Here is a 24985-nt window from a genome sequence, read left to right as displayed (position 1 = left end):
ACCCCTCGGAGGCGCTACCGCGAGCCGTCGCCGAGCTTGCGGCCGAGCAGCTTGGAGGCGAGCGTCTCGCCGAGCTCGCTCATCATCAGCTGCTCGACCACCGCCTCGGTGGCGGCGCGCTCCGCCTCGCTCGTGTACTGGAACTCGATCCCCATCCCCGCCGGAGCCGACTCTGTCGCCTCGGCGGTCGTGACGATCCACTTCACCCGCCCGCGAAGGCGGAGCGGCTCGGCCAGGTTCCGGATCGAGAGGGCGAACACGAACTCGGTGCCGATCGCGAGCGGGCGATCCGTCCGGATGAACGTCCCGCCTTTCGAGATGTTGCGCGTGTAGTCGGCGAAGAACGTGTTGAGCCGTTTGTACTCTACGCTCAGCTCGATCGCGGCGCGATGGGCCGAGCGGCGGTCAGCATCCGTCACGGGACCCACCCTACCACGGCGCATGCGGGCCAATGCGGACCAGAGTAAAGTCGCCGGCCATGCGACTCGCAGGGGTCAGGGCCGCGCTGGCGAGCGGGCGAGGCACGATCGACGCGACGCTCGCCGCCGGGCGGGCAGTGACGCGGGCGGGGCTGCTCGCCGCGCTGCGTTGGCCGGGGCTCAAGGTGCTCGCGCGCGAGCTCGCGAGAGGCAAGGCGAACCCGTCGCTCTTGTTCCGTTTCCACGCCGAGAACAGCCCCCACCGGATCGCGGTGATCGAGCCGCTGGGCCTCGCGAGCCTCGCGCCCCGCGCGGCGGAGCGAGGCGCGGGACCCCCGGCCGAGGATCGGGTCTACTCCTTCTTCGCGCTGAACGAGGCCATCGATCGGCTGGGCTCCGCGCTCGACCGGCGCGGCGTCGGCCCGGGCGTCACCGTGCTGCTCGCGCTCAAGAACCGCCCCGAGTTCCTGATGTGCCAGGTCGCGCTGGCCCGCGTCGGCGCGTCCGTGGTGGCGGCCTCGTGGCGATCGACCCCCGCGGAGCTCGCCTACCTCGCCGGCCACTCCGGGGCGCGCCTGCTCCTGTTCGACTCCGACATCGCCGGGGTGATCCGCGAGGCCGCGCCGCGGCTCGAGGGGATCCCGCCCGAGGAGATGATCGCGATCGGCGAGCGCGCCCCGGGCTTCTCGCACCTCGACGACCTCCTCGCCGAGCGCGGCGCCGAGCGGGGCGCCTCGCCGGATCGGAGCGAGCGCGCCGCGGTGGTGATGTACACGTCCGGCACCACCGGCAAGCCGAAGGGCGCGGTGCGCGGCTTCGGCGGCGGCATCGTCCTCCCGGCGCTCGGGGCCATCGGCGCGACCCCGATGCGCGCGGGGGACGTGCACCTCGCCGTGTGCCCGCTCTACCACCTCACGGCGCTCGGCTTCGTCAACCTGTCGCTCATCGTCGGCGCCACGATCGTGATCCTCCCGGAGTTCCAGCCCGAGCTCTTCCTCGAGGCGATCCAGCGGTACCGCGTGACCACCACGGCGGTCGTCCCGACGATGCTCCACCGCGTCCTCGAGCTCGGCGAGGCGCGGCTCAGCGCCTACGACACGTCGTCGCTCACCGCGATCTTCGTGGGCGGCGCGCCGCTCTCGCCGGCGCTCGCGGCGGAGGTGATGGCGGCGTTCGGCGACCGGCTCTTCAACTTCTACGGCGCGACCGAGACGGGCATCGTGACGATCGCGGGCCCCGGGGATCTGCGCGCCTCGCCGGGCACCATCGGGCGCCCCGTCGCCGGCAGCGAGCTGCTGCTCGCGCGCGAGGACGGGACGCCGTGCCAGGACGGCGAGGTGGGCGAGCTTTACGTGAGGAGCTCCTTGCTGGTCTCCGGCTACCACAGGGACCCAGGCGCCACGCGGGAGTCGACGCGCGACGGCTACTTCTCGGTCGGCGACCTCGCCCGCCGCGACGCGCGCGGCTGCTACCACCTCGAGGGCCGCAAGCGGGAGCTCATCATCTCGGGGGGCGTGAACGTGTACCCCGCCGAGGTGGAGTCGGTCCTCCACGAGCACCCGGCGGTCGCCGAGGCCGCGGTGGTGGGCGTCCCGGATCGCGCCTTCGGGGAGCGCGTGCGCGCGGTCGTCGCCCTGCGCCCCGGCGCGACCGCGAGCGAGGGCGACATCCGGGCGCACTGCCGCGCGCGGCTCGCGGGCCCGAAGGTCCCGCGCGAGGTCGTCTTCGTCGACGCGCTGCCGCGCAACCCGACGGGCAAGGTGATGAAGCGCGAACTCGCCGGGCCCGAAGGGAAATCAGCGGATTAGGCGGCCCGGTAGCCGCTGTCCCGGGAGGGCGATCGATGCTATTTCGCACGTCGTGCGGGATCCGTACGAAGTATTGGGCGTCGAGCGTTCCTCGACGCAGGATGAAATCAAGAGCGCCTTCCGGCGGCTCGCCGGCCAGCACCATCCCGACAAGAACCCGGGGGATCAGGGCGCGCACGTCCGCTTCAAGGAGCTGAACGCGGCCTACCAGATCCTGAGCGATCCGCAGAAGCGCGCGGCGTTCGATCGGTTCGGCCCCGCCGCCGTCGGCGCCTCCGCCGGCTCGGGGGTCCCGGGCGTGCCCTTCGACATGCAGGACCTCAACCTGGACGCCATCTTCGGCGATCTCCTCGGCGCCCTGGGCATCCGGGTCGGCGACCGCGGGACGCTGCAGAAGGAGGTGCGGATCACCTTCGAGGAGGCGGCGTTCGGCTGCGCGAAGGAGATCACCTACGATCGCGTCGAGCCGTGCGGCGACTGCGCCGGCTCGGGCTCCGCGCCGGGCGCGTCGACCGAGCGCTGCTCGGCGTGCTCGGGCCGCGGCCGCGTCCGGATGCAGCAGGGGATGTTCCCCATCGCGATCGAGCGCCCCTGCGGGCGGTGCCGCGGCACGGGGCGGATCGTGACCGACCCGTGCAGGACGTGCCGCGGCGCCGGCCTCGCGGCGAAGCAGAAGACCATCGAGGTGACGATCCCTCCGGGCGTGGAGAACGGCGCGACGCGGCTCGTGGAGCGCGGCGGCAACGCCGTCCGCTCCGACCGGGGGCCGGGCGATCTGGAGCTCACCATCCGCGTCTCGCCGCACGAGCTCTTCCGCCGCGTCGGCGACGACGTGGTGTGCTCCGTGCCGATCTCGTTCGCGCGCGCGGCGCTCGGCGGCGAGCTGGAGATCCCGACGCTGGAGGGGAAGGGCCGGCTCCGCATCCCCCCGGGCACGCAGCCCGGCGCGGTGCTCCGGATCAAGGGCAGGGGCATACCGCGTCGCGTCGTGGGCGGGCGCGGCGACCAGCTCGTCGAGGTGAGCGTCGAGGTGCCGACGCAGCTCACCGCGACGCAGCGGGAGCTCATCGCGCAGCTGGCGAAGGACCTCGGCGAGAACGTGCAGCCTCAGCAGGCCACCTTCATGGAGAAGCTGAAGGGGCTGTTTGGTTGACCTGGCGCGCGGCCGCGCGCGATCCTCCGCGTTCTTCTGAACGCCGAGGCACGAGCTCTGCTTCGAGCGCCTGAGCCGACATGGCGACGGAGGCATCGGACATGGACAAGGCGAAGTTCATCGACGTCCTGAGCGACTCCACCGGAGAGACGGCGGAGAAGGCCGTGCGCGCAGCGCTCCTCCAGTACCCGGACGCGGGGGTGCAGATCCGCCTCCACACGCGGGTGCGCACGCCGGAGGTCGCGCGGCCGGTGCTCGAGCGCGCGGCCCGGGAGGGCGCGCTCGTCGTGTTCACCGTGGTGAGCCCCGAGCTGCGCGAGTTCCTGCATGCGTCCACCGCCGAGCTGAACATCGAGGCGATCGATCTGATCGGCTCGCTCATCGTCCGGCTCGGCACCTTCCTCGACCGGGAGCCGATCAACCTGCCGAGCGCGATGCTCCCGCTGAGCGAGGAGTACTTCCGGCGCATCGAGGCGGTGGAGTTCGCGGTGAAGAGCGACGACGGGAAGGAGCCGCGGAACTTCAAGAGGGCCGACATCGTCCTCGTCGGCGTCTCGCGCACGTCGAAGACGCCGCTGTCGACGCTGCTCGCGCAGCGCGGCCTCAAGGTCGCGAACCTCCCCCTGGTGCTCGGCGTCCCGCCGCCGCTCGAGCTGATGGAGGCCCCCCAGGATCGGGTCGTCGGGCTGACCATCGGGATCGATCAGCTCTGCGAGATCCGGCAGGCGCGGCTGCGCCAGCTCGGGATGCCCTCCGAGACCAACTACGCGATGCGCGAGCACGTCCGGCAGGAGCTCGACTTCGCGAACCGTCTCTTCGCCGCGCACCCGGAGTGGCCGGTGGTCGACGTCACCAAGCGCGCCATCGAGGAGACGGCGGTGATCATCCTCGAGCACCTGAAGGAGCGCGACGAGCGCGCCAAGGTCGTGCGCTCCTCGCTCGTGTGAGGCCGCGGCTCCAGCGAGATCAGCTCACGATCTTGAGGGCGCGGCCGACGAGGACCTCGTTGTGGCTGCCGGTCCTGTACCCGCCGAGATCGAGCGTCACGTACCGGAAGCCGTGCCGCTTGCCGGCGGCCACGATCTCGGCGCGCACCGGCGGCTCGGCGGCGCGCGCGAGCTCGCCCGCGTCGAGCTCGATGCGCGCGAGGTCGTCGTGGTATCGGACGCGGACCTGGCGGAACCCGATGCCGCGCAGCGCCGCCTCGAAGCCGCCGATCTGCGCGAGCCGCTCGCGCGTGACGCTGGTCCCGTAAGGGATCCGGCTGGAGAGGCAGGCCGCGGCCGGCTTGTCCCAGATGGGCAGGCCGACGCGCGCCGCGCCGGCGCGCACATCGGCCTTGCTGAAGCCGAGCTCGACGAGGGGGCTCAGCACGCCCGCCTCCCGCGCCGCCTCCAGCCCGGGGCGGTAGTCGCCGAGGTCGTCGGTGTTGGTGCCGTTCACGATCGCCGCGAGCGCCCACTCGGATCGCCTTCGCGCGGCGATCCGGTAGAGCTCGCTCTTGCAGTGGAAGCAGCGATCCGGGTTGTTCGCGACGTAGCGCGGATCGTCGATCTCGGACGACTCGACGAGCCGGTGATCGGCGCCGATCAGCCGGGCGATCGAGGTGGCCTCTTCCTTCTCGGCCGGCGCGAGGCTCGGCGAGACCGCGGTCATCCCGACGGCCCTCGGGCCGAGCTCCTGGTGCGCGACCGCGAGGACGAAGGCGCTGTCGACCCCGCCGGAGTAGCAGACGAGGACCGATCCGAGCTCCCGGAGCCGGGCGCGCAGCCCGGCGAGCTTGGCATCGATGGGCGAGCCCTCGGGCGTGGACGACAGCGCGGACATGGCGATCCTCTTACCATAAGCCGCGTTCCGCGCCGGTCGGCCCGGCGTCCGCCAGGTTACTTGCGGTCCGAGCGCCGGTTCTGACACGCTGCAGGGCGAGATGGACCCGAAGAGGAAGCAGGCCGCCCGCACCTCCCTGCCGTTCGCGCTCGCGGCGGCGCTCGCGCCCGCCGCGTTTGCTGGCCAGGGGTGCAGCGACAACCGGCTGCCGCCGCGGGAGCTGCCGCGCGCCGAGGAGCAGCAGGCGCTCCCGCGATGGTACCCGGAGAAGCCCTGGTCGGAGCAGGGCGGGGAGAGCCAGGTCTACATCGAGGGCAAGATCGTCTTCGACACGAGCAAGGCGACGATCCGGCCGGGCAGCGAGAAGACGCTGGAGACGCTGCTCCAGTTCATCAAGGAGCACCCCGAGGTGACGCGGCTGCGGATCGAGGGGCACACGGACGCGCAGTCGAGCGAGGAGCACAACCAGGCGCTCAGCGCGCGGCGCGCCCTCGCGGTCGCCGACTGGCTGGTCGATCACGAGGTCGAGAGCGACCGGCTGATCGCCGTGGGCTTCGGCGAGTCGCGCCCGCTCGGGCCGAACGAGATCGCGGCAGGCCGCAGCGAGAACCGCCGGGTCGAGTTCCACGTGGCCGAGGTGAACGGGCGCCCCTTCCTGGGGCAGGATCCGTACAGGGGCGGCCTGGCGCTGGAGGTGCTGAGCCTCGAGCAGCGCAAGCAGCGCGCGGAGCAGGCCGCGCAGCTCAAGGCGCCCCCGCCCCGCAAGGGCTTCGTGGCGACGGGCGACGAGATCAAGCCGGTGCAGGTCAAGCCCCGGGCCACGTCGGAGGCGCAGGAGGGCGAGCCCCCCGCGCCGAGCGCGCCGGCCAAGGAGAGCGCGCCGCCACGTGACGGCGGTGGCGCGGCGCCCGCGGGCGGGGGCTGAGCGACCTCAGGGCGCGAGGTGCCGCGCGCGCGGCGCCCGCGTCCGGTAACGCTCGAGGAGCGCGAGCGTCGCGTCGAGCGACGCGCCGTACGGGAGCACGTTCCCCTTCGGCGTGGCGTACTCGAGGTAGAGGTTGTCGTCCGTGGACAGGATCGGGCCGCCGTCCTCGGCCGCGTCGGCGACGAGGCGATCGAGATCGTCGCCCGATGTGACGAGGGCGTCGAGGAGGTCCTCGAGCCGCGCGCCGGCGAGCGTCGCCTGGAGCGACGGGCGCGCGTCGAGCCCGGCGAGGCGCGCCCCCGAGGCGACGAGCGGCGCGCCGCTCGCGACGAGGATGCCTTGCGCGCCGCCCACGAACAGCGCGACGTGCGGGAATGCGCTGCGCATCGTCCTCACCACGACGGCGAGCTCGCGCCGCCGGATGTGGTGGAGCTGCACCCACTGCTGCAAGACGCCGCCCTCGGTGAGCCGCGACCGGGCCAGCTCGTAGAACTCGTGGCTGTAGAGGCTCGCGGCGCCCGCGAACCAGACGCTGGTGAGCTCGATGGCGATGAGATCGTAGCGGCCCGGGGCGGCGACGAGCAGCTCGTTCCTGCCGTCGTTGAGCGAGAGGCGGACGCGGGGATCGTCGAGCGCGCGGAGGCTCGGGCCGGCGAAGAAGCGCCGAGACGCCTCGACGATCGCGGGCGAGATCTCGGCGACGTCGATGCGCTCGAAGGGGTAGGCCGCGATGGTGCCGGTCGTCGTGCCGGTGCCCAGGCCGATGACGAGCGCGGCGCGCGTGTCGCGGAGGAAGAGCGAGGGGAAGTGCGCGAACCGCCGCTGCGCCGTCATCTCGGGGCCGTCGTCGCCCTGGAACTTGCCGTTCGTGTACATGGTCGTGACGCCGGCGAGGTGCGCGACCGTGGTGACGCCGCCGTGCACGTCCTCGCGCACGAAGTCGATGCGCTCGGGGCGCGGCCCCATGGCGAAATAGACGTTCGCGCCGCTCGTGAGGCGGGCCATGTCCCAGCGGGGCGCGAGCACGGCGAGCGCCCCCGCCGCCGCGGCCAGCGCGAGGGCGCGGGGGAGCTCCGCCCCGGCGCGCGCGGCGGCGAGGACGGCCGTGAGGGCGAAGGCGAGCGCGATCGTCAGGAGCGCGCGCTCGGAGCCGAGCGCGGGCAGGATGAGGTAGCCGGTAACGATGGAGCCGGCGATCGTGCCCAGGGTGTTCGCGGAGGTCAGCCTGCCGACGCGCGCTGCGACGTCGGCGTGCGCGGCGGCGCGCGCGAGGAGCAGGGGGAAGGTGGTGCCCATGCACAGCGTGGGCAGCGCGAGGATCGCGAGGGCGGCGAGCGCGCGGCACGCCTCGCGGCCGGCCCACCCGTCGACGTGCTTGCCCGCGAAGGCGAAGAGCCGCGGGAGCTGGTCCCAGAGCGGGACGGTGGCGGCGAGCGAGAGCGCGGCGGCGGCGAGCCCCCGGGAGAGCGCGCCCTCGCCGTGGCGGCGCGCGAGGGCAGGCGAGCGCGCGGCGCCGGCCGCGAGGCAGACGAGGAAGACGGCGAGCATCAGCCCGAAGGCGTAGGCGCTGTTGCCGATGAGCAGCGCGAGCAGGTGGGTCTGGACCACCTCGGCGGCGAAGACCAGGAAGCCCGACGCGAACGCGAGCAGGAGCAGGAACGGCGGCTCGGTCCGGCCGGCGGCCGCAGGGAGCGGAGCGTCCGCGGTGCGGGCCTCGGGGGAGCGCGCGTCGGGGGCGGCAGCAGGCGCCGGGCCGCGCAGCCCGGCGGAGATCGCGACGACGCCGAGGACGAGGTTGGCGATCGCCGCGGACCAGAGCGCGCCTCGGATGCCGAGGTGCGGGAGGACCACGTAGGCGCCGGAGAGCGCGCCGGCCGCGCCGCCGGCCGTGTTGATGGCGTAGAGCGAGGCGAGGCGGCGCGCGGCGTCGTGCTCGGCGGGAGGCGCGCCGCCGTCCGGCGCGGCGCCGGCGCGGAGGATGCGCGAGAGCACCGGCAGCGTGGCGCCCATCGCGACCGTGGGGACGACGACCACGAGCGCGGTCAGCGCAGCGCGCGCCGCGGTGAGCAGCGCGAGCGAGTCGGGCGCTGCGCGGGCGACGGCGACGTAGGCCGAGGTCAGCGCCTCGAACAGGAACGGCGAGACGGCGCAGATCGCGCCGACGATCACCTCGAGCGCGCCGTAGACGACGAGCGGGCGGCGCGCGGACGCGGCGTGGCGTCCGCCGAGGTGCGCGCCGAGGGCGAGGCCGCCCATGAAGGCGGCGAGGACCGTGCTCACGGCATACGCGGTGGCGCCGAAGACGTAGGCGAGCAGCTTGGAGAAGGCGACCTCGTAGAGGAGGCCGGTCGCGCCAGAGACGAAGAACAGGGCGGCCACGAGCGGGAAGCGGGAGCGCACGGGCGCGCACGCTAGTACAGGCGCCCGACGAGCAGGCACCTCAGAGCGCCGAGCACGACATCCCTCGGCAGGCGGCCGAGGGCGGGCGCGACGCGCCGCCCCGTCACCAGCCGAGCCGCTGCAGCCGCTCTCTGGCCCCCTTCACCCCGAAGATCGTCTCTTCGCCGGGCGGCACCACGGGCGCGAGCAGCACCGCCGCGAGCACCGCGGTGACGACCAGGGGCGCTCGCGCGTCGTCGCCGGCGATCGGCGGCTCTCGCACCTGCCAGACCCGCCGCGCCCGCGCGAGCAGCGCGTCGAACCCGCGCCCGCCGATCGCCCGCACCCCCGCCGCGGCCGCCGCTCGCACGAGCGGCGCGCGATCCAGCGGCACCGTCATGACGAGCACGCGGCTCGTCGCGCGTGGCGTGGAAGTAGAAGAAGAGGAGGTGCGCGCGACGTCCACCTCGACGGCGTCGGCCATCGGCGTGCTCCCCGACGGATACGCCTTCTTCTGCACGAGCGTGAGCTCCGCCCCGAAGAAGACGCGCGCCTGATGTGCCCAGCGGTGCTCGTCGATCCGCGCCTCGGGCTCCGGCGACAGCAGCGACCACCCCTGGCTCGGAGGCAGCAGCTCGATACGTCCTTCCGCCCACCCGCTGCCGTCGAATTCCATATGCGCGCCCGCTGCCACGGTAATCCCTGGTTTGACCTGGTCCGGATCGCACGAACGCGCGGCCGGTGGTCTATAGTTCGTGCCATCTAGGGTAAAGGTGAGCCCTGCATGCCGAAGTCCGATCAGGCGTCGGAAGAGCAAGGCCGGGCTGCCCTGAGGGCGGCCCTCTTTATACACCGACGCGCGCCGCTCTCCCGTCTGCTCGCTCGCCGCGGGCTCGGTCCCTACCGCGGGTACGGCGAGCTCCTGGAGGCGATCGAGCGGCTCGCCGATCGCGGGGCGCAGGTCACGCTGATCGGGCGCTCGATCCGGGGCGAGCCGCTGCTCGCCGTTCACCTCGGCGCAGCCAGCCTGGCCGCTGCGCGCGGCGAGAAGCAAGCCGCAGGCCTCCTGGCGCCGAGCGCCCAGGGAGGACAGAGCGTTGCGAACGGCGTCTCACTCCGTCCGCTCGATGGCACGTCGGATGGCACGCCGGATCCCGATGGCAGCCGCGCGCCGGGCGGCGCGGACGACCCGGCGCCGAGCGACGCCGCCCTCGCTCGGTTGGCCGAGCGCGCCGAGCGCGCCAGTCTGCGCCCCTCGACGGGAGCCGGGTCGCGTGAGCGCGTGCGGACGACGGTGATCCTGTCCGGGATCCACCCCCTCGAGTGGATCGGCATCGAGGCCCACCTCGCGCTGCTCGATCGCCTCGCGACCCAGGACCTCGGGGGCCGGTCGATCCTCGCCGTCCCGATCGTGAACCCGGATGGGCTCCTCCGCGTCGAGATGAACCTCCGCGCCGGGCGACACCGGTACGTGCGGGGCAATGCCCGGGGCGTCGACCTGAACCGGAACTTCGACGCGGGATGGTACGAGCGCGGCCTCATCCAGCGCTTCATCGGGCTCCTCTTCTCGCCCGGCAGCCGCCCCGCCAGCGAGCCGGAGGTGGAGGCCATCGCGCACGCGCTGTCGTCGCGCCGGATCGACCGCGCCTTGTCGCTGCACAGCGCCGGCGGCGCCGTGCTGTACCCGCCGGCGCACAGCCTCTGGCCCGTGGCCGACGCCGCCGAGCACCGCGCCTTCGCGCTGCGCGTCGCGCGCGCCGCGGACCGCAGGCCGTACCGCGCCATGCCCTACGTCCGCTTCGCCTGGGGCGTCCGCAAGGCCGGCCTGGAGATCGACTGGCTCCACGATCGTCACGGGGCGCTGTCGCTCCTCGTGGAGTGCTCGCGCGGCAAGCTCGGCCTCCGGCCGTCGCGCCTCGTCGAGCCGTTCGCCTGGCACAACCCCCGGCGTCTCGACGACGCCACGCCGCCGCTCGTCGACGCCCTCCTACCCTTTGTGAAGGGTGCGCGCGCCTAGAGCGGCGGTCACCCGCTTCGGATACGGGCCCATCTCGGCGTTTTCGGTGCTCAGCGCACCGGAGTGCGCTTGCGCGCCGAAAACGCCGATCTGGGCCCGTCTCCTGTGCGGGTGACCGCCGCTCTGCTGCCGCTCTGCTTGGTGCAGAGGGGGGCGGAGACCGATGTGGTTCCGCGAGGAACCGGGCGCGGCGCTCCTCAGAGCTCGATCGGCTCGCCGACGGGGATCTTCTGCAGGCCGAGGAGGACGCCGAGGGCGGCGAAGGTCGCCGCCATCAGGCCGTACGCCGCGAGCGCCCGGTGCTCGATCAGCCAGCCGGCGCCGATGGGGCCGATGATCTGCGAGATGCTCGCCAGCGACTGGCTCACGCCGAGCGCCGCGCCCTGCTCGTCGCGGCCGACGCTCTTCGTGAGGAGCGTGGTGACGGCCGGCCTCACCACCGCCGCGCCGAACGCCGCGATCCCCACGAGCGTGAGCAGCACGGGCAGGGTGTACGCGACGCCGAGCAGGCCGTAGCCGACCACCATCGTGCCGAAGCCGAGCAGCGCGAGCCGCTCCTCGCCGTACCGCTTCGCCAGCCGGCCGATCAGGCCGCCCTGGATGCTGCCGCCGATGAGCCCGGAGAAGGCGTAGAGATAGCCCGTCTCCTTGACGCCGAACGCGAAGCGCCGCTCGAGGAAGAGCGCAAGGCCGCCGATGAGCGTCGAGAAGGAGAGAGAGAAGGCGAAGAACTCGAGCAGCCGGCGGCGCGGGAGCGGCCGGTCGAAGTATCGGCGGAAGGCGTCTCCGCGGCCGAGCGACGCCGGCCGGGCGGCCGCGGCGGTCACCCCGTCCTGGGCCGCCGGCAAGGGCGGCTTCGCCGGGAGCAGCGTGGCCGTGAGGAGGACCGACAGGAGCGACAGCGCCGCCGCCCCGTACGCCGGCGCGCCGTAGCCGAAGCGGCTCGCGAGCTCCCCCGTGATGGCCGGGCCGAGCAGGAACCCGGAGCCGAAGGCGATGCCGATCAGGCCGAACGCCTTGGTGCGCTCCTCGGGCCGGGTCACGTCGCTGATGTACGCCTGCGCGATCGTCAGGTTCCCGGCCGTGAGCCCGTCGATGATCCTCCCGAGGAACAGCATCCAGAGCGAGCTCGCCGAGCCGAGCACCAGGAACCCGAGGAACGTGCCGGTCTGGCTCACGAGCAGCGTGGGTTTGCGGCCCACCCGGTCCGAGATCCGGCCGAGGATCGGCCCGGAGACGAGCTGACAGACCGCGTAGCTCGCCGCGAGCACGCCGACCACGAGCTCGCTGGCGCCGAAGTGCTCGGCGTAGAACGGGAGGAGGGGGAGGACGAGCGTGAGGCCGAGGACGTCGACGAAGACGGTAAGGAAGATCGGCAGGAGCGGCGAGCGGAGCATGATGGCTTTCGGTGGCGATGGACTGCGGTGACGGCCGCCGGCGACCGGGCCGGCGATGGCCGGGCCTCCGGACGGGCGCCTGGACGGCGTTGTCCTCATGACGCATCTGCGCCGCGGCGGGTACCCTCCAGCGCGCGTCCAGCGCTCGTGCGGGGCACGGGCCGGGCCGCGGGCGGGCCCGGGGACGCCCGCGCCGTGGCTCAGCGCTCCGACGGGGCGACCGCGCGCGGGTCGGGAGAGCGGAGCGCGAGGGTCATCTGGATGTCATCCAGAATGGCGCCGTCGACCCGGAACGCGTCCTCCCGGGTGCCGATCGGGACGAACCCCATCCCCGCGTAGAGCCGCCTGGCCCGCTCGTTGTTGGCGAAGACGCCGAGGTCGAGGTACTCGAGGCCCGCCTCGTCGCGGGCCCACGCGATCGCGGTCTCGAGCAGGCGCCGGCCGTGGCCCTGCCCGGTGTGGGGGCCGAGGATGCCCATCGCGACGACGGCGCGGTGGCCCTCGGACCAGACGCGGCCGCCGCGGAGCTCGATGTGCCCGATGATGCGCGCCCGCGGCTCGCTCGACCGGAGCAGCCAGGCCCGCCCCCAGAGCGGCTCGTCGAGCCCCTTGCCCCAGCGGTCGCGCGCGCTGTGCTCGACCTCGTCGGGGGCGAGCGACGTAGCGATGGCGAAATGGGGCACTCCGCGCCGGCCGGACTCGGCGACGTGCTCGATGAGGTAGGCCGCGAAGGCCCGCGCGTCCGAGCGGTGGGCCGGGGCGATGGCGTGGAGGGCGGGGGAGGGGATCATGCCGCGGCGCGCGCAGCGCCACGCCGAGCGTAGTGCCGCCCTGGCGCCCGCGCGACCTCCAACGGCAGCAGGCGGGCTCGGCCAGGTGATCTCGGGCCTGAGGGACGCGGACGGCCGGACGCTGCTCAGGGCGTCACCAACGTGAACGTGAACGTTTACGTGGTCGTGAACGTGAACGTGAACGTTTACGTGGTCGTGAACGTGGTCGTGGTCGTCTGAGGATTGATCACATTTCCCCCTTAGTTTTCGCTGAGTTGGCAACGGCGGCGTTCCAGCCCGTCTCCAGCATGAGCAAGGTCTGCATTCCGCGCGCGAGCGTCAGCCAGCCAGGCGGACCGTTGCGCTTGAGATGTCCACCAAGACCGGCAACGGCGTAGAGCGCATCGACTACCGTCGCCCCCTGAGCCGGCAACTTCTTGGGCTGGTGCTGGTGCAGCAGCTTCAGCTGCGTGGGGTTCAGGGCTCGTTCCGCGGGCGCGTTGGGCTCAACGCGGGACAGAGAGCGCAGCAGCAGCATCTGCCACGCGATCGGGGCGAACAGCGCCAGCGCGTTCGTCAGGCTCCGGAAGCTCTCGAGCTGGCGCGTCTCGAGGGCGCAGCCGGTCTTCAGGGCCTTGAAGAACTCCTCGATGAGCCACCGTGCCCGGTAATGGTCGACGATCGCTGCGATCTGGTCGGGCGTGTCGACGGGCTCGTTGGTCGCCAGCACCCACGCGACCGGCTCTTCGCCCGCGGGCGTGTCGATCTCCTGCACCAGCACGACGTTGACCGCGAGCTCTTCGGCCAGCTCGGGCAGGTAGTACGGACGGCGCAGCGCTATGCGCCGGGCGCCGACGCCCAGCGTGGCGCTCCGCTCCGAGCGCTCGGGGTGCGCGCGCTTGCTCGCCGGGACAGGGCCGGCGCGGCGTTGGGTGAGCACGACCTCGCGACTGAGCCGGATCGGCAGCTCGACCAGCGCCTCGCTCAGCCGCAGCCGTGCGCCGTCGTCGAGCGCTTCTTCCTCATCCTCGGCCAGCTCCGACACGTTCCGATCGCGCGCCATGCGCACGACGAAGCGGTGGCCCTGCTCGACCATGGCGCACAGAAGCGGGTAGGCGTCGGCCTCGCGGTCCATGATGTGCAGCAGCGACGTGCGGTCGCCCACGGCCTGCTCGGCCGCCTCCACCTGCCGCAGCCAGCGCGTCGACTCCTTGTCGGTCACGCGCGCATAGTCGCTGCCCGTCCTGTTCTTCTTGCGTGGGCTCTTGGACAGGGCGGAGGCTTTGCGGGCCCAGCAGGCAAGGCCCAGCAGTCCGAGCGGCTGATTGATCGCGTCGGTGGCCACGGCGAGCGTCGCGTGCGCCAAAAAGCCCTGGGTGTCCTTGCCGTTGAGCGGACCGAGCCCTTTGCGTGCGCCGTCGCCGTCGAAGGCGACGGCGGTGGTGTCATGCACCGCGCGAACCGTGTCGTGACCGGCCATCCGCTCGAGGGTCTGCTCGCTGTGGGCCTGCACCAGCGCACCATACGACACGCGCTGATTGCCAAGGAGCCGGTAGAAGCCCTCCAGCTCTGCCTCTGTCTTCAGCGAGTCCGGGAAGCTCTCGCCCGGCGCGACGCTCAGCCGTGCCACCACCGCCCGGACCCGCTGATGCAGGCGCGCATCGCCCAGCTGCACCGTCTCGAACTCGCGCACGATCGACGGCATCGTTTCCGGCACATCGGGATTTCCCATGACATTTCAGACGCTTGGCGGGTCCGAAACGGATCAAAAAAAGATGTGCGGGATCCTCAGTCGTGGTCGTCAACGTTAGGTCGTGAACGACCACGACCACGACCACGTTCGGATGTAGGAGAACGCGGCGTGAAGCTTGGTTAACGCTTATGAGGGGGAGCGCGGGGCCCCGGCGTGGGGCCCCGGCGTGGGGAGGCGTGGATCAGTCGGGGAAGATGCCCAGCTGCTCCGGGTCGGCGAGGCCGAACTGGGCCATCATCTTGAGCAGGTAGTCAGGCACCGACTTGTAGCCCTTCAGCTCGTACGCGTAGTGGTTCTTGTAGATGGTGAGCTGGGTGCAGTTCTCGTTGATGTTCTGATCGCACGCCGGCACCTCCTTGAGCGGGCCGACCGCGGGCACGTCCTTGATCGCCGGATCCGGGATGATGATCGCGGCGCCGTCCGGGTGGTACGTGATCATCGCGCGACCGTACTTGTTGAAGCCGGGGCCGTAGTCGGCGACGTACGCGGGATCCGCGGGGATGCTGTCCGCCGGGTTGCCCGGCTGCGCCTCGTGCCTCGCGTCGAGCTGGTAGCCCTTCGCGGTGAGGGCGTTGGCGTACTCGAGCACGCGGGCCGCGATGCCCTTCTGCACCCACTTGCCGCCGGAGTCCTCGCAGGCCGCCCTGTTCTTGCCGGCCCCGAAGAGGCACTCCATGCCGTACGTGCGGGCGTAGTAGACCTGCCCGGACGTCGGGTCCTGCCACTCGATGCGCTGCTCGAAGCCCGGGTCTGCGTCGCTGCCGAGCCGGTAGACGCGCATCATGTCGAGCCAGTTCGTCTTGCCGTTCGCGGGGATGTTCGCGAGCGTCCACGCGATCAGGAACTTCTGCACCTCCCAGCCGATCTGCGGATCGACAGCGACGGTCCGGTCCACGACGGCCGGGTCGAAGTCGCCGCCGAGGTAGTTCGTGCAGAGGTTCTTCCCGTCGGTCGGGAAGCAGACCTTCGGCCCCTCGTTCGGCCACCAGCTGACCCAGCCCATCGGGCGCGCCGGGAACTCCTTCGCCAGCGGGTCGGGATCCTTGCTCGCCGTGTCGAGCACCGGGAAGCCGTCCTCGCCGGCCTCGAGGCGAGGCGCGAGGAGCGAGCGATCGCCGGTGAGGGCGTTGGCGAGCACGCGGCGGTAGCCCTCGGGCAGCACGTCGGCCATGCCGACCGCGCGGAAGCGGGCGTCGTAGAAGTCGCGGCGGGACTGGCTCACGAACCGGTCCTCCGACTCGGAGAGCAGGATGGCCGTGTGGATCTTGTCGTAGTAGCTGCCCGCGTTGAACGAATAGTCGGTGTCGAAGTCGCCGTTGCTCTCCGAGTTCCTGTTCTCGAGCGGGTGACCGCCGAACCCGATGTCCTTCAGGTAGCCGGTCGAGCCGTTCGGGATCTGCACCAGCACCGGGCTGTTGGTCGTGCCGCCGAAGGAGCCGAAGTCCTCGCCGGCGCCGTAGTCGTCGCCGTCGAGGTTCGAGCGGAGGACCGGGTCGTTGAACAGCGGATCGCGCAGGTAGTGCGGCCCCTCCTCCGGGCGGGCGAGCTGCCTCGTGAAGTGATCGAACGCCACCGTCGCGGCCACGACGTTCTCCTGCAGGCTGCCCTCGACGAGGAGCGGCCACAGCGTGTCGAACGACAGGCCCTGGTTCGTCGCGAGATCCTGGTAGATCGTCCCGTAGAACCCGATGCCGCCGGCGATGCCGAGCATCTTCTCGTTGTAGCGGCTGTAGGACCTGTCCGCCGCGGCGCGGACGCTGAACGTCGTGCGGTTGCGCCGGAAGTTGTCGAAGATGTGCCTGTTCTCCTGGGTGGTGAGCAGGAACATCAGCTGCTCGTACGGGTCGGCGCCGTTGTCGTGGCGGAAGACCGAGACGTTGCCGGTGTCGGCCCAGTTGTCGGTCGCGAACCCGTACGGCACGCGGACGCGGTTCTGGGCGTCGACCGCCGGGCCGCCGCGGAATGCGCCGATCGCGGTCTCGCTGTCCTGCGGCTTGCGCAGCTGCTTCCAGCCGACGTAGTCGACCGGCTGCTGGCGGCAGCGCTTCGTCTCCTCGCCGACCGTGACGATGCCGCCGTCGAGGAGCGGGTGCCACTTGCCGTCGAGCTGCTCGTTCCACGTCGCGGGCGGGGTCGCCTCCACGTCGTAGCAGTCGCGGATGACCTCGTACTGCGATTGCAGCTGGGAGTAGTGGAAGTCGTTGACGCTGGGCGCGCTCGTGGCGTTGCCCTTCGCGAACATGCCGTACTTGATGCCGGCCAGCCCGCCGAAGTTGTCCGTCGCGGCGAGGAGCCCGCCGCCGACCCTGCCGCCGGCGAGGTAGTTGCGGTCGCCGTTGTCGTAGACGCTCACGTTGTCGCCGTAGAAGAAGCGCGCGGCGGCGAAGTCGTAGACGCCCAGGCCGACCAGGTCCTGCGAGACGTCGCCCGGGTAGTCCATGACCGTGGAGTGCTGGAACATCCAGATCATGTTCTTCTGCTCTTCGTCCGTGATCGCGTCGAAGTAGCGAGGGCCGACGCACTGCTCCGGGCTCTCGTCCGCCTCACCGGTGCACGCCGCCTTGACCTTCCCGTTCTTCGTCCTGAGCTGCCAGTACTGGGGCCGGAAGAAGAGCGAGGCGTAGCTGCTCACGAAGTTGTGCCGGAGGCCGATGGAGTGCCCCATCTCGTGCGCGATGACCGCGTACTGGTAGCGGCGCTGGATGTACTTGAACATCTTCTCGTAGCGCCCCCGCTTCTCGTCGGCCGTCTCGTCGTCGCCGACGGGGAACTTCTCGCGGAGCGCCTCCGCGAGGCCCGTCATCGCCGAGGCCTCGGGGGCCTCGTGCAGGATGCAGGCGCCGCGCTCGGCGAGCGCGTTGTCGTGCATGCGGCGGAGCTGCGAGTGCATCTTCGGGTTGTTCATCGCGAACGGCGACGCCGCGTCCGCGAGCGGGCCCTCGATGGGCAGGCCGGCGGGGACGCCCGCGCGCTTCAGCATCGCCGGGTTCAGGAGCTCCGACTCGGCGAGGCTGCCCCGGGCGGCCTTCATGCGGGCGCCCACGACCGCCTGCTGCGGGGAGGGGACGTCGCCCCGCACCGCGATGTCGGCGACCTTCGCCTTCATCGGCTCGATGAGCGCCTTGAGCTGGGGGGAGACGCCCTGCGCGACGAGGCCCGCGTACGCCTCGGCGTCGAGCTTCGTGGCGCTCGCGAGCCGCGACGTGACCTCCTGCTTCGTCATCGTGGGCCCCTGGCCGCCGCCGGACATGCGGCTCGCCTGCGCCCAGTCACGGATGTACGTGCCGTCGGTGATCTCGGAGGTCGGGATCTCGCCGTTGATGTAGCGGACGATGTCGACGAGCTGCTGCGCCGCGGAGTCGGTGACGTGGCTCCAGATGTTGATGCTGGCGGCCACCTTCTCGCCCGTGATCGGGTCGTCGGCGTCGACCATGATGCCCCAGGGCGACGGGGTCTGCGGCTTCTCGACGATGAGCACGCTGTTGTAGCGGAGGTCGCCGAGCCGCGGGGCGACGCGCTCCTCGAGGGGGACGCTCGTGTCGCCGCAGGCGGGGTGATCGCCCTCCACGATGGGGTTGTGGCAGAGCACGATCACCGAAGGCTGCGTGACGACGCTTCCGATCGCGAGCGTCGCCTGGTCGCCGCCCCGCCGCTGAGAGAGCTGCTCCACGGCCTGCTTGGCCTGGTCGTCGCACGCCGGCGCGTCCCAGCCCTGCTCGCGGCGGCACGCGTTCAGCGCGCGCGAGAGCGCGACGGCCTCGTCGATGTCGTCCTGCTGGCCCTTCCACATCGGGAACTTCGCGTCGCAGTCCTGGCCGCCCGTCTTCCGGCACTCGACGAGGCGCGACGTCTGGATCGCGGTCTTCATCGCGAGATCCCACTCCTCGGTGGCCCACTGGGTCGCCTCGAAGATGTCCTCCGACGTGTTGCCGCCGACGTACCAGGGGATGACGACGGCCTCGCGCTCCGTGTAAGGCAGCGTGCACTTCTGCTTGTACACGTCGCACTGCGAGCCCGCGCCGGCCGCCGCGCACACGTCCGCGGTGCCGTCCTTGTTCTCGTCGAGGTTCGGATCGGCGGTCACGTCGCCGGCCGGGGCCGTCTCCCGGGTCGCGCAGGCGACCGCGCCCTCCATCGCCTCGGGATCCGTGTAGAAGTGGCTGCGCTTCCAGAGGTTGTAGCGGGCCGCGAAGCGCCGCCACTGGTTGTCCACGATGCCGTAGTTGCGCTCGTAGCCGTAGCGGTAATCGAAGTTGAAGATGCCGAACGCCTGGAACCTCACGCCGTCGAAGTCGACCGGCTCGTAGTCGTTGTCGACCACCTTCTTGAACGACTGCCGGATCGTGATCTCGACCGGGTTGCAGTTGCCGTACGGGTCGGTGCCGCCGGCGAAGTCGCCCGGGAGCATGCAGGCAGGGAACTTGTCGATGCCCCAGCCGAGGCTCGAGAGGTCGAGCAGCGCGGGCGTGGCGAACGCCTTCGTCGTGACGTCGAAGTAGCCGTTCTCGCCGTCGAACCGCGGGGCGTCGGCGGAGGCGGGGTCGCTGACGTAATAGGCGAGCGGCTCGTACTCGACACCTCCGTAGAGGCCGATCTGCGACAGGGTGTCGAAGTTGTAGGCGTCGGTGGCGAGGTTGCGGGACCAGTCGACGCGGATGTACTCGCGCTCGTACCAGAGCCGGTCGCTGGTGTTCTCGACGATGACGTTCGACTCCTCGCCGGTCGAGGGGTTGTAGTCGCGGACGATGTCGAAATGCGACTCGATCGCGTAGCTCGCGACGATCTGACCGTCGTTCGTCGTCTTCTTGGTGAGCCCGTTATAGTTGTTGCCCTTGCCGTCGGTCCCCTCGATGCGCTCGTAGGCGAGCCGGGCGTTGAGCTGGCGCTCGGTGATCTCCCACTTGATCCGGGAGACGGGCTGGGCGTAGGTCGACGTGAAGAGGCCATCTTGGGCGGCGCCGTACCCGACGTCGACGACCGTACCCCGCATGTAGAACTCGGGGTCATCGACGATGTCTTTGAGGTCCCCTCCAACGAAGAAGGACTTGGCGAGCGCATCGCTCTGCACCCTTCTGATGGACGGCCGCTCCTCGGCGCAGCCCGCCCCCACGACGGTCAGCGCGACGGTGCCGAGGAGCACCGCACGCCTAAAAATTCGATTCATCAACGATCCTCCGGAAGCTGCCTGTCGAGATCGACGCACAAGCTGACCCTTCACGGCGCACAGGGCGCAGCGCGAGGTAGTCCCCCCAAGGCAAGAACGTTGCCAACGCTCGCCGACGCTCGAACGCGAGCTCTTTCGATAAGTTAAGCACCTGTCGCACATGTGCATCGGGGGTGGCGTTAAAGAGTTAACTGTTGCCGGACGAGCTTGCGACCGGCGCCCGTCTCCGGGGTGACGGCGGTCGGAGCAGTGCTCGGGACGGTCGACGGCGCGGGCGCGGCGGCGCGCGGCGCGCGCTCGCGGAAGGGGCACCGCGCGCCGCCGGGGGCCGACAAGTCGTCGGCTGTCGAGTTCTTTGGTATGGTCGCCGCGTGCACTCTCCCTCGCATCGGACGCGCGGGTCGCGCGGGCGCGCGGACAGCCATGGGCGCAGCGCTCTCCTGCGCGAGGGGCACGGCCGCCCTGGGGCGGGCATGCGGTGCGGCCCGGAAGCGGGCGAGCGGGGCAGACGCCGGCAGGTGCCGGGCGCATGAGGCATGAAGCGCTCCTCGGCCGCAAGGTGGCCGGGCGGTTCACGATCACCCGCTTCCTCGGCGAGGGCGGCATGGCCAGCGTCTTCATCGCCGAGCGCGACGCCGAGCCCCGCCGGGTGGCGATCAAGATCATGAACCCGGAGTTCACCGGGGACCGCGCGTTCATCCGGCGCTTCCAGCGCGAGGCGAAGGCCGCGGCGCGGGTGAAGCACCCGAACTCCGTCAAGATCTTCGAGTACGGGGTCGAGGGCGCCCTCAGCTACATCGTGATGGAGCTGCTCTCGGGGGATGACCTCTACGTCCTCCTCGAGCGCCACGGCGCGATCGGCCAGGCGCGGGCGGTCCGCATCCTCTCGGAGGTGTGCGAGGCGCTCGCGGTCGCCCACGAGATGGGCGTCGTGCACCGCGATCTGAAGCCCGAGAACGTCATGGTGGTCCCCGATCCCATGCACCCTCACGGCGAGCGGGTGAAGGTGCTCGATTTCGGGATCGCCAAGATCCTCGACACGGGCTCGTCCGGCGAGGCGCCCGAGCTCCTCGCCGACCCGCTGTCCGTCGTGACGCGCGCGGGCACGTTCGTCGGCACGCCGGCCTACATGGCTCCGGAGCAGTGCGGGCTGCTGCCGGTGGATCAGCGGGCCGACCTGTACACCTGCGGGGTCCTCTTGTTCCAGCTCGTCACGGGGCGGCTGCCGTTCGAGGGCGAGACGCCGCTCCACACGGCGACGCTCCACATCCATGCGCCGGTGCCGGCGCCGAGCAGCTGCGCGCCCGGGATCCACCCGCGCCTCGAGGCGCTGATCGTGAAGGCGCTCGCCAAGGAGCCGGCGGACAGGTACCAGACGGCGCGCGAGCTCGGGTACACGCTGCACTGCCTGCTGGCCGAGCTGCCCGACACGGCCGTGGGGCTCGGGCCGATCTCGCGCCGGCAGCCGAGCTCGCTCTTCTCGCGGGACGCGTCGCTACAGCGGGGGCCGATGTCGCTCCCGCCGCTGACGTCGCTGCCGAGCTCGACGTCGGCGCCGATCTCCGGCCAGGCGCCCAGGGCGGAGCTCTCGATCGAGTCGGCCCGGACGCTCGTCTCCGGCGGGGGGGCGGGCGCCGAGGTCGCGCGTCCGCCGCCGGTGGTGCTTCACCACGCGCCGCCGCCCTCGGAGCTCCCGCAGACGCTCGATCCGCAGGCGGTCGCGCCGGGGGCGGGCGCCGAGCCGCAGCGCTGGGCCGGGGAGTCGGTGCCGGAGATCTCGCTGCAGCTCCCGTCCTGGTCCCACGGCGCCAGCGAGGCGCTGCTCTCGGGGAACGGCCTGGCCGAGCCGGGCGCGTACGACGACGCGAGCGGGGACGACGACAGCACGCTCACCATGGTCCGTCGCGACGAGCTCCTCGGTCCGGCGAGGGTGCGAGTCCACACGGCGGCCTATGACGAGGGCGACGAGCTCGACATCACGCCTCCTGGCCGCGAGGTGAAGGCGACGCTCCGCTCCGCCGAGGACTTCGGGCTGGGCACGCCCGAGAAGCGGGCCGAGGTCGGTTTGGTGCGCGTCGATTCCGTGCCGGTCCCGGCGACGCCGCAGAGCCCGCTCGACGGGGGGGCGGCAGGGGCGTGGGACAGGAGATCGCCGCGCGCCGCCAACACGCTCCGGCTGGTCTCGTCCCACCCCCCGGCCGAGAGCCAGATGCCCACGGTGACGCCCGGCGAGCTCCAGGCGGCGAGCCCGCAGGGGTTCGGGGCGATGGGGTTCGGCGCGGCGAGCGCGGAGACCGCCGGGGACTCCGCGGCGGTCGTACGGAGGGCGCCGGCGGCGGCCGACAGCGCCTCGCCGGCAGCCCCGGCGGCGTCGCTGCCGTTCGAGCTCGCCACGACCATCGCAGAGCAGCGCACGGTGCTGGAGCGCCGCGCGACGATGCCCGATCACGTCGTCGTGCCCCAGGCGCCGCCTGCGCCTGCGCCGGCGCCTCCGCAGGCGCGGGAGCCGAGCTGGCTCGCCGGCAAGCGGGGGCTCATCATCGGCTTCGTCGCCGGGATGCTCCTGACGGCGCTGGCGATGTTCCTTGTGATGCGCCTGCTCTCCTGACGTCTCGCACGTCTCGCACGCGCCCTCCCGCGCGGCGCGCCCTCTCCGACACCGCGCGCCGGTTCAGGGGATGTCGTACGTCAGCAGCCGGCACTCGATCGGGCCGTTGAACACGGTGAGCGAGCGCTCCGGCCTCCTGCGCATGGCGTGCTCGATGTCCTCGGTGCCGGCGAGGATGGCGACGCGGTGGCCCTCGAGCCGCGACAGCGCCGCCGCCATGTCGCGGTAGAGGGCCAGCGTCCCCGGCAGGCGCTCGCCGTACGGCGGGTTGGTCAGGACGTGGCCCGGCGGCGCGGTCGGGGCGAGCGCGGTGATGGACTGACAGCGGACCTCGATCTGCACGCCGGCCATCCGGGCGTTGCCGCGGGTGATCTCGGTGGCGCGGGGGTCGATGTCGGCGGCGACGATCGCGGGGCCCTCGGGCCGGATCCGCGCGCGGGCGGCGTCGCGGAGCTCGGTCGTGCGCCGCGCGGCGGCCTGATCGTGGCACGCCCACCGCTCGAAGCCGAAGCGCTGCGCGCGCAGGCCGGGGGCGATGTCCCGCGCCCAGAGCGCGGCCTCGAGGGCGATGGTGCCGGCGCCGCACATCGGGTCGACGAACGGGCGGGCGCGGTCCCAGCCGGAGAGGCGGAGCAGCGCGGCGGCGAGCGTCTCCTTGAGCGGCGCGCCGCCGATGTGCGTGCGGTAGCCGCGGCGGTGGAGCGCGGCGCCGCCGAGGTCGGCGTAGAGCGTCGCGCGGTCGCGGACGAGGTGGAGGAAGAGGGCGAGATCCGGGTCGTCGAGGTCGACCGACGGGCGGGCGCCGACGCGGCGCCGGATCTGGTCGACGATGGCGTCCTTGGTCCGCTGCGCGATGAACTGGGTGTGGGTCAGCGCGCTCGAGCGGCAGGAGGCGCGGACGGCGAGCGTGTGGACCGGGCTCAGGTAAGGGGCCCAGTCGACGCGCGAGACGCCCTCGTAGAGCGCGTCCCCGCTGGGCGCGTCGAACGAGGCGAGCTCGACGAGCACGCGCACGGCGGTGCGGAGCTCGATGCACGCGCGGAAGCCGTCGTCCGGCGGGCCGGAGAAGTGGACGCCGCCGCGATCCGCGCGGACGCCGCGGAACCGGTGCTCGCGGAGCTCGTCGCGGAGGGCGGGCTCGGTTCCTTTGGCGGCGGTCGCGAAGAAGTCCATGGCGACGGGGCTTCTAGCCGAACCGCCGCGCGGCGGCCCTCACGAACGCGGCCTCTGGCCGCGCGGCCGCTCCCAGGGCGAGGCGCGTGGCACTGGATTCGCACGGCGTTCGCTGAGCTCTGGGGTGTGTGGACCGGGCGCAGGGACGCCGGCGCTCGGCAGGTGGGGTGAGCGGGCTCCGCGGTCGGCGGGCCGAGGCCGCTCGGGCAGGACGCCTGGCCCGAGGCCGCGGCGAGCGGGCAGAGCGAGGGAGCCAGGGCGTCGCGCGGCGGAGGCGCCGGCACGGCGATCCGCGAGGGAGGGAGGCCAATGGAGCATCGGATGGCGGCTTTGCGTGGCATCAACATCGCGCTCGGGATCTGGCTCTTGATCTCCGCGTTCCTCTGGCGCCACGGCCGGGACGAGTTCACCAACACCTGGGTGGTGGGCGCGCTGTGCGTCGTCTTCGCCCTGATCGCGCTCTGGGCGCCGAGGGCGCGTTACGCCACCGCGATCCTGGCGGTGTGGCTCTTCGTCAGCGCCTGGACGATACCGGCGCTGCTGATGGCGACGGTGTGGAACAACGCGCTCGTCGCCGTCGGCATCCTCGTCGTGTCGCTCCTCGCGACCGACGTCGCGGTGCGGGGCTCGCGGGCCGCGCGGCGCGTGTAGGCGCCGAACGGCCGCGCCGCCGCGGCCGGAGGGCCGGCCCGGGGGCGCCGACGGCGCTCCCCCAGCTGCGCGCTGGCGGCGCGCGGCGTGTTCGCCTCGCGGCGTCGATCGTGTATAGCGGCGTCGCGAGCGCCGCGCACGAGCCGGCGAGAGGATGTTCCATGAAGCTCAGCGTCAACGTGAACAAGATCGCGCTCCTGCGGAACTCGCGGGGACACGATGCCCCGAATGTCCTCTCCTTCGCCCGGAAGATCGTCGACTACGGAGCCCACGGCATCACCATCCATCCGAGGGCGGACCGGCGGCACATCACGCCGGACGACGCGCGGGCGGTGACTCGCCACATCACCACGGTGGAGACGAACTTCGAAGGCGATCTCCGCGAGGAGTTCCTGGACCTCACGCTCGAGCTCAGGCCGACGCAGTGCACGCTGGTCCCGGTCACGCCGGGCGAGCTCACCTCGCACCGCGGCTGGGACGTCGCGAAATGGCGCTTCGTCCTCCAGCCTGTGGTGAAGCGGCTCAAGGAGGAGGGGATCCGGACAAGCCTCTTCGTCGAGGCCGACCCGGCGGTGGTGCCCGTGGTCGCGGAGATGGGGGCCGATCGCATCGAGATCTACACCGGTCCTTACGCCCAGGCGTTCGATCGCGGCGATCACCGCGCGGAGCTCGACAAGATCGTCGCGACCGTGAGGGCCGCCGTGGCGGCCGGGGTCGGGATCAACGCGGGGCACGACCTCACCGTGGAGAACCTCGCGCCGCTCGTCCGCGAAGCGCCGCAGATTCAAGAGGTGTCGATCGGTCACCACCTCGTGGCGCATGCGCTCGAGGTCGGGATGAAGCAATCCGTGCGCGACTACCTCGCGGCGGTCGAGGGGCGCCCCGCGCCGGCGCAGTAGCGGAGGGCCGGCCGAGCGCGCCGGTCAGCGCTGCGCCGGCCG

General features: G+C 72.1%; 17 protein-coding genes. 8 read left to right on the top strand and 9 right to left on the bottom strand.

From position 1 onward, the window contains the following. Positions 1–14: 14 nt before the first annotated feature. A complete protein-coding gene (locus tag WME73_RS32580; RefSeq protein ID WP_437740249.1) occupies positions 15–419 on the bottom strand; it encodes a PilZ domain-containing protein in 405 nt (134 codons plus the stop codon). Positions 420–478: 59 nt separating this feature from the next. On the opposite strand from WME73_RS32580, the gene WME73_RS32575 reads away from it, so the two are divergent. The 3 genes from WME73_RS32575 (at position 479) to WME73_RS32565 (ending at position 4327) form a co-directional block, all read left to right on the top strand. Further along, positions 479–2227 (top strand): class I adenylate-forming enzyme family protein, encoded by a 1749-nt coding sequence (locus WME73_RS32575; RefSeq protein ID WP_437740248.1) that lies wholly within the window; start codon positions 479–481, stop codon positions 2225–2227. A gap of 52 nt (positions 2228–2279) precedes the next feature. Continuing rightward, positions 2280–3380, top strand: a complete 1101-nt coding sequence (gene dnaJ / locus WME73_RS32570) for a molecular chaperone DnaJ (RefSeq protein ID WP_437740247.1) — start codon at positions 2280–2282, stop codon at positions 3378–3380. Positions 3381–3460: 80 nt separating this feature from the next. After that, the gene (locus WME73_RS32565) at positions 3461–4327 is read left to right on the top strand and encodes a pyruvate, water dikinase regulatory protein (protein ID WP_437912064.1); all 867 of its coding nucleotides are present in this window, start codon (positions 3461–3463) and stop codon (positions 4325–4327) included. Positions 4328–4346: 19 nt separating this feature from the next. On the opposite strand, the gene larE is transcribed toward WME73_RS32565, so the two are convergent. Then, positions 4347–5207: an ATP-dependent sacrificial sulfur transferase LarE gene (gene larE, locus WME73_RS32560; RefSeq protein WP_437740245.1), complete on the bottom strand. Its 861-nt coding sequence runs from the start codon at positions 5205–5207 to the stop codon at positions 4347–4349. Between the two features lie 100 nt (positions 5208–5307). On the opposite strand from larE, the gene WME73_RS32555 reads away from it, so the two are divergent. Continuing rightward, positions 5308–6132, top strand: a complete 825-nt coding sequence (locus WME73_RS32555; protein WP_437542823.1) for an OmpA family protein — start codon at positions 5308–5310, stop codon at positions 6130–6132. 6 nt (positions 6133–6138) lie between these two features. Here WME73_RS32555 and WME73_RS32550 read toward each other — a convergent pair whose 3' ends face one another. Continuing rightward, positions 6139–8532, bottom strand: coding sequence for a fused MFS/spermidine synthase (locus WME73_RS32550; protein ID WP_437912063.1), 2394 nt, complete (start codon positions 8530–8532; stop codon positions 6139–6141). 103 nt (positions 8533–8635) lie between these two features. Further along, entirely contained in the window at positions 8636–9187 is a 552-nt protein-coding gene (locus WME73_RS32545) for a hypothetical protein (protein ID WP_437851146.1), read from the bottom strand. 108 nt (positions 9188–9295) lie between these two features. On the opposite strand from WME73_RS32545, the gene WME73_RS32540 reads away from it, so the two are divergent. After that, positions 9296–10528 (top strand): M14 family metallopeptidase, encoded by a 1233-nt coding sequence (locus WME73_RS32540; RefSeq protein ID WP_437912062.1) that lies wholly within the window; start codon positions 9296–9298, stop codon positions 10526–10528. Positions 10529–10725: 197 nt separating this feature from the next. On the opposite strand, the gene WME73_RS32535 is transcribed toward WME73_RS32540, so the two are convergent. From WME73_RS32535 to WME73_RS32520, 4 genes are all read right to left on the bottom strand, one after another. Beyond that, positions 10726–11925 (bottom strand): MFS transporter, encoded by a 1200-nt coding sequence (locus WME73_RS32535; RefSeq protein ID WP_437740240.1) that lies wholly within the window; start codon positions 11923–11925, stop codon positions 10726–10728. Positions 11926–12125: 200 nt separating this feature from the next. Beyond that, positions 12126–12716, bottom strand: coding sequence for an N-acetyltransferase family protein (locus WME73_RS32530; protein ID WP_437740239.1), 591 nt, complete (start codon positions 12714–12716; stop codon positions 12126–12128). 226 nt (positions 12717–12942) lie between these two features. Beyond that, on the bottom strand, positions 12943–14427 hold the full coding sequence (locus WME73_RS32525; RefSeq protein WP_437911522.1) for an IS4 family transposase: 1485 nt from the start codon (positions 14425–14427) through the stop codon (positions 12943–12945). A 202-nt stretch (positions 14428–14629) separates the two neighbouring features. Beyond that, positions 14630–19612, bottom strand: coding sequence for a zinc-dependent metalloprotease (locus WME73_RS32520; protein WP_437912061.1), 4983 nt, complete (start codon positions 19610–19612; stop codon positions 14630–14632). Between the two features lie 529 nt (positions 19613–20141). On the opposite strand from WME73_RS32520, the gene WME73_RS32515 reads away from it, so the two are divergent. Continuing rightward, a complete protein-coding gene (locus tag WME73_RS32515) occupies positions 20142–22220 on the top strand; it encodes a protein kinase domain-containing protein (protein WP_437912060.1) in 2079 nt (692 codons plus the stop codon). A 63-nt stretch (positions 22221–22283) separates the two neighbouring features. Here WME73_RS32515 and WME73_RS32510 read toward each other — a convergent pair whose 3' ends face one another. After that, positions 22284–23393 (bottom strand): THUMP domain-containing class I SAM-dependent RNA methyltransferase, encoded by a 1110-nt coding sequence (locus WME73_RS32510; RefSeq protein ID WP_437912059.1) that lies wholly within the window; start codon positions 23391–23393, stop codon positions 22284–22286. Between the two features lie 321 nt (positions 23394–23714). On the opposite strand from WME73_RS32510, the gene WME73_RS32505 reads away from it, so the two are divergent. After that, the gene (locus tag WME73_RS32505; protein ID WP_437293756.1) at positions 23715–24044 is read left to right on the top strand and encodes an SPW repeat domain-containing protein; all 330 of its coding nucleotides are present in this window, start codon (positions 23715–23717) and stop codon (positions 24042–24044) included. 161 nt (positions 24045–24205) lie between these two features. Next, entirely contained in the window at positions 24206–24943 is a 738-nt protein-coding gene (locus tag WME73_RS32500; RefSeq protein WP_437740234.1) for a pyridoxine 5'-phosphate synthase, read from the top strand. Positions 24944–24985: the final 42 nt, after the last annotated feature.

This window comes from Sorangium sp. So ce302 (genome assembly GCF_051530145.1).
GTDB classification, from domain to species: Bacteria; Myxococcota_A; Polyangia; order Polyangiales; family Polyangiaceae; genus Sorangium; species Sorangium cellulosum_B.
The sequence above is the reverse complement of the archived record's forward strand: the minus strand, read 5'-3'. Positions and strand labels throughout refer to the sequence as shown.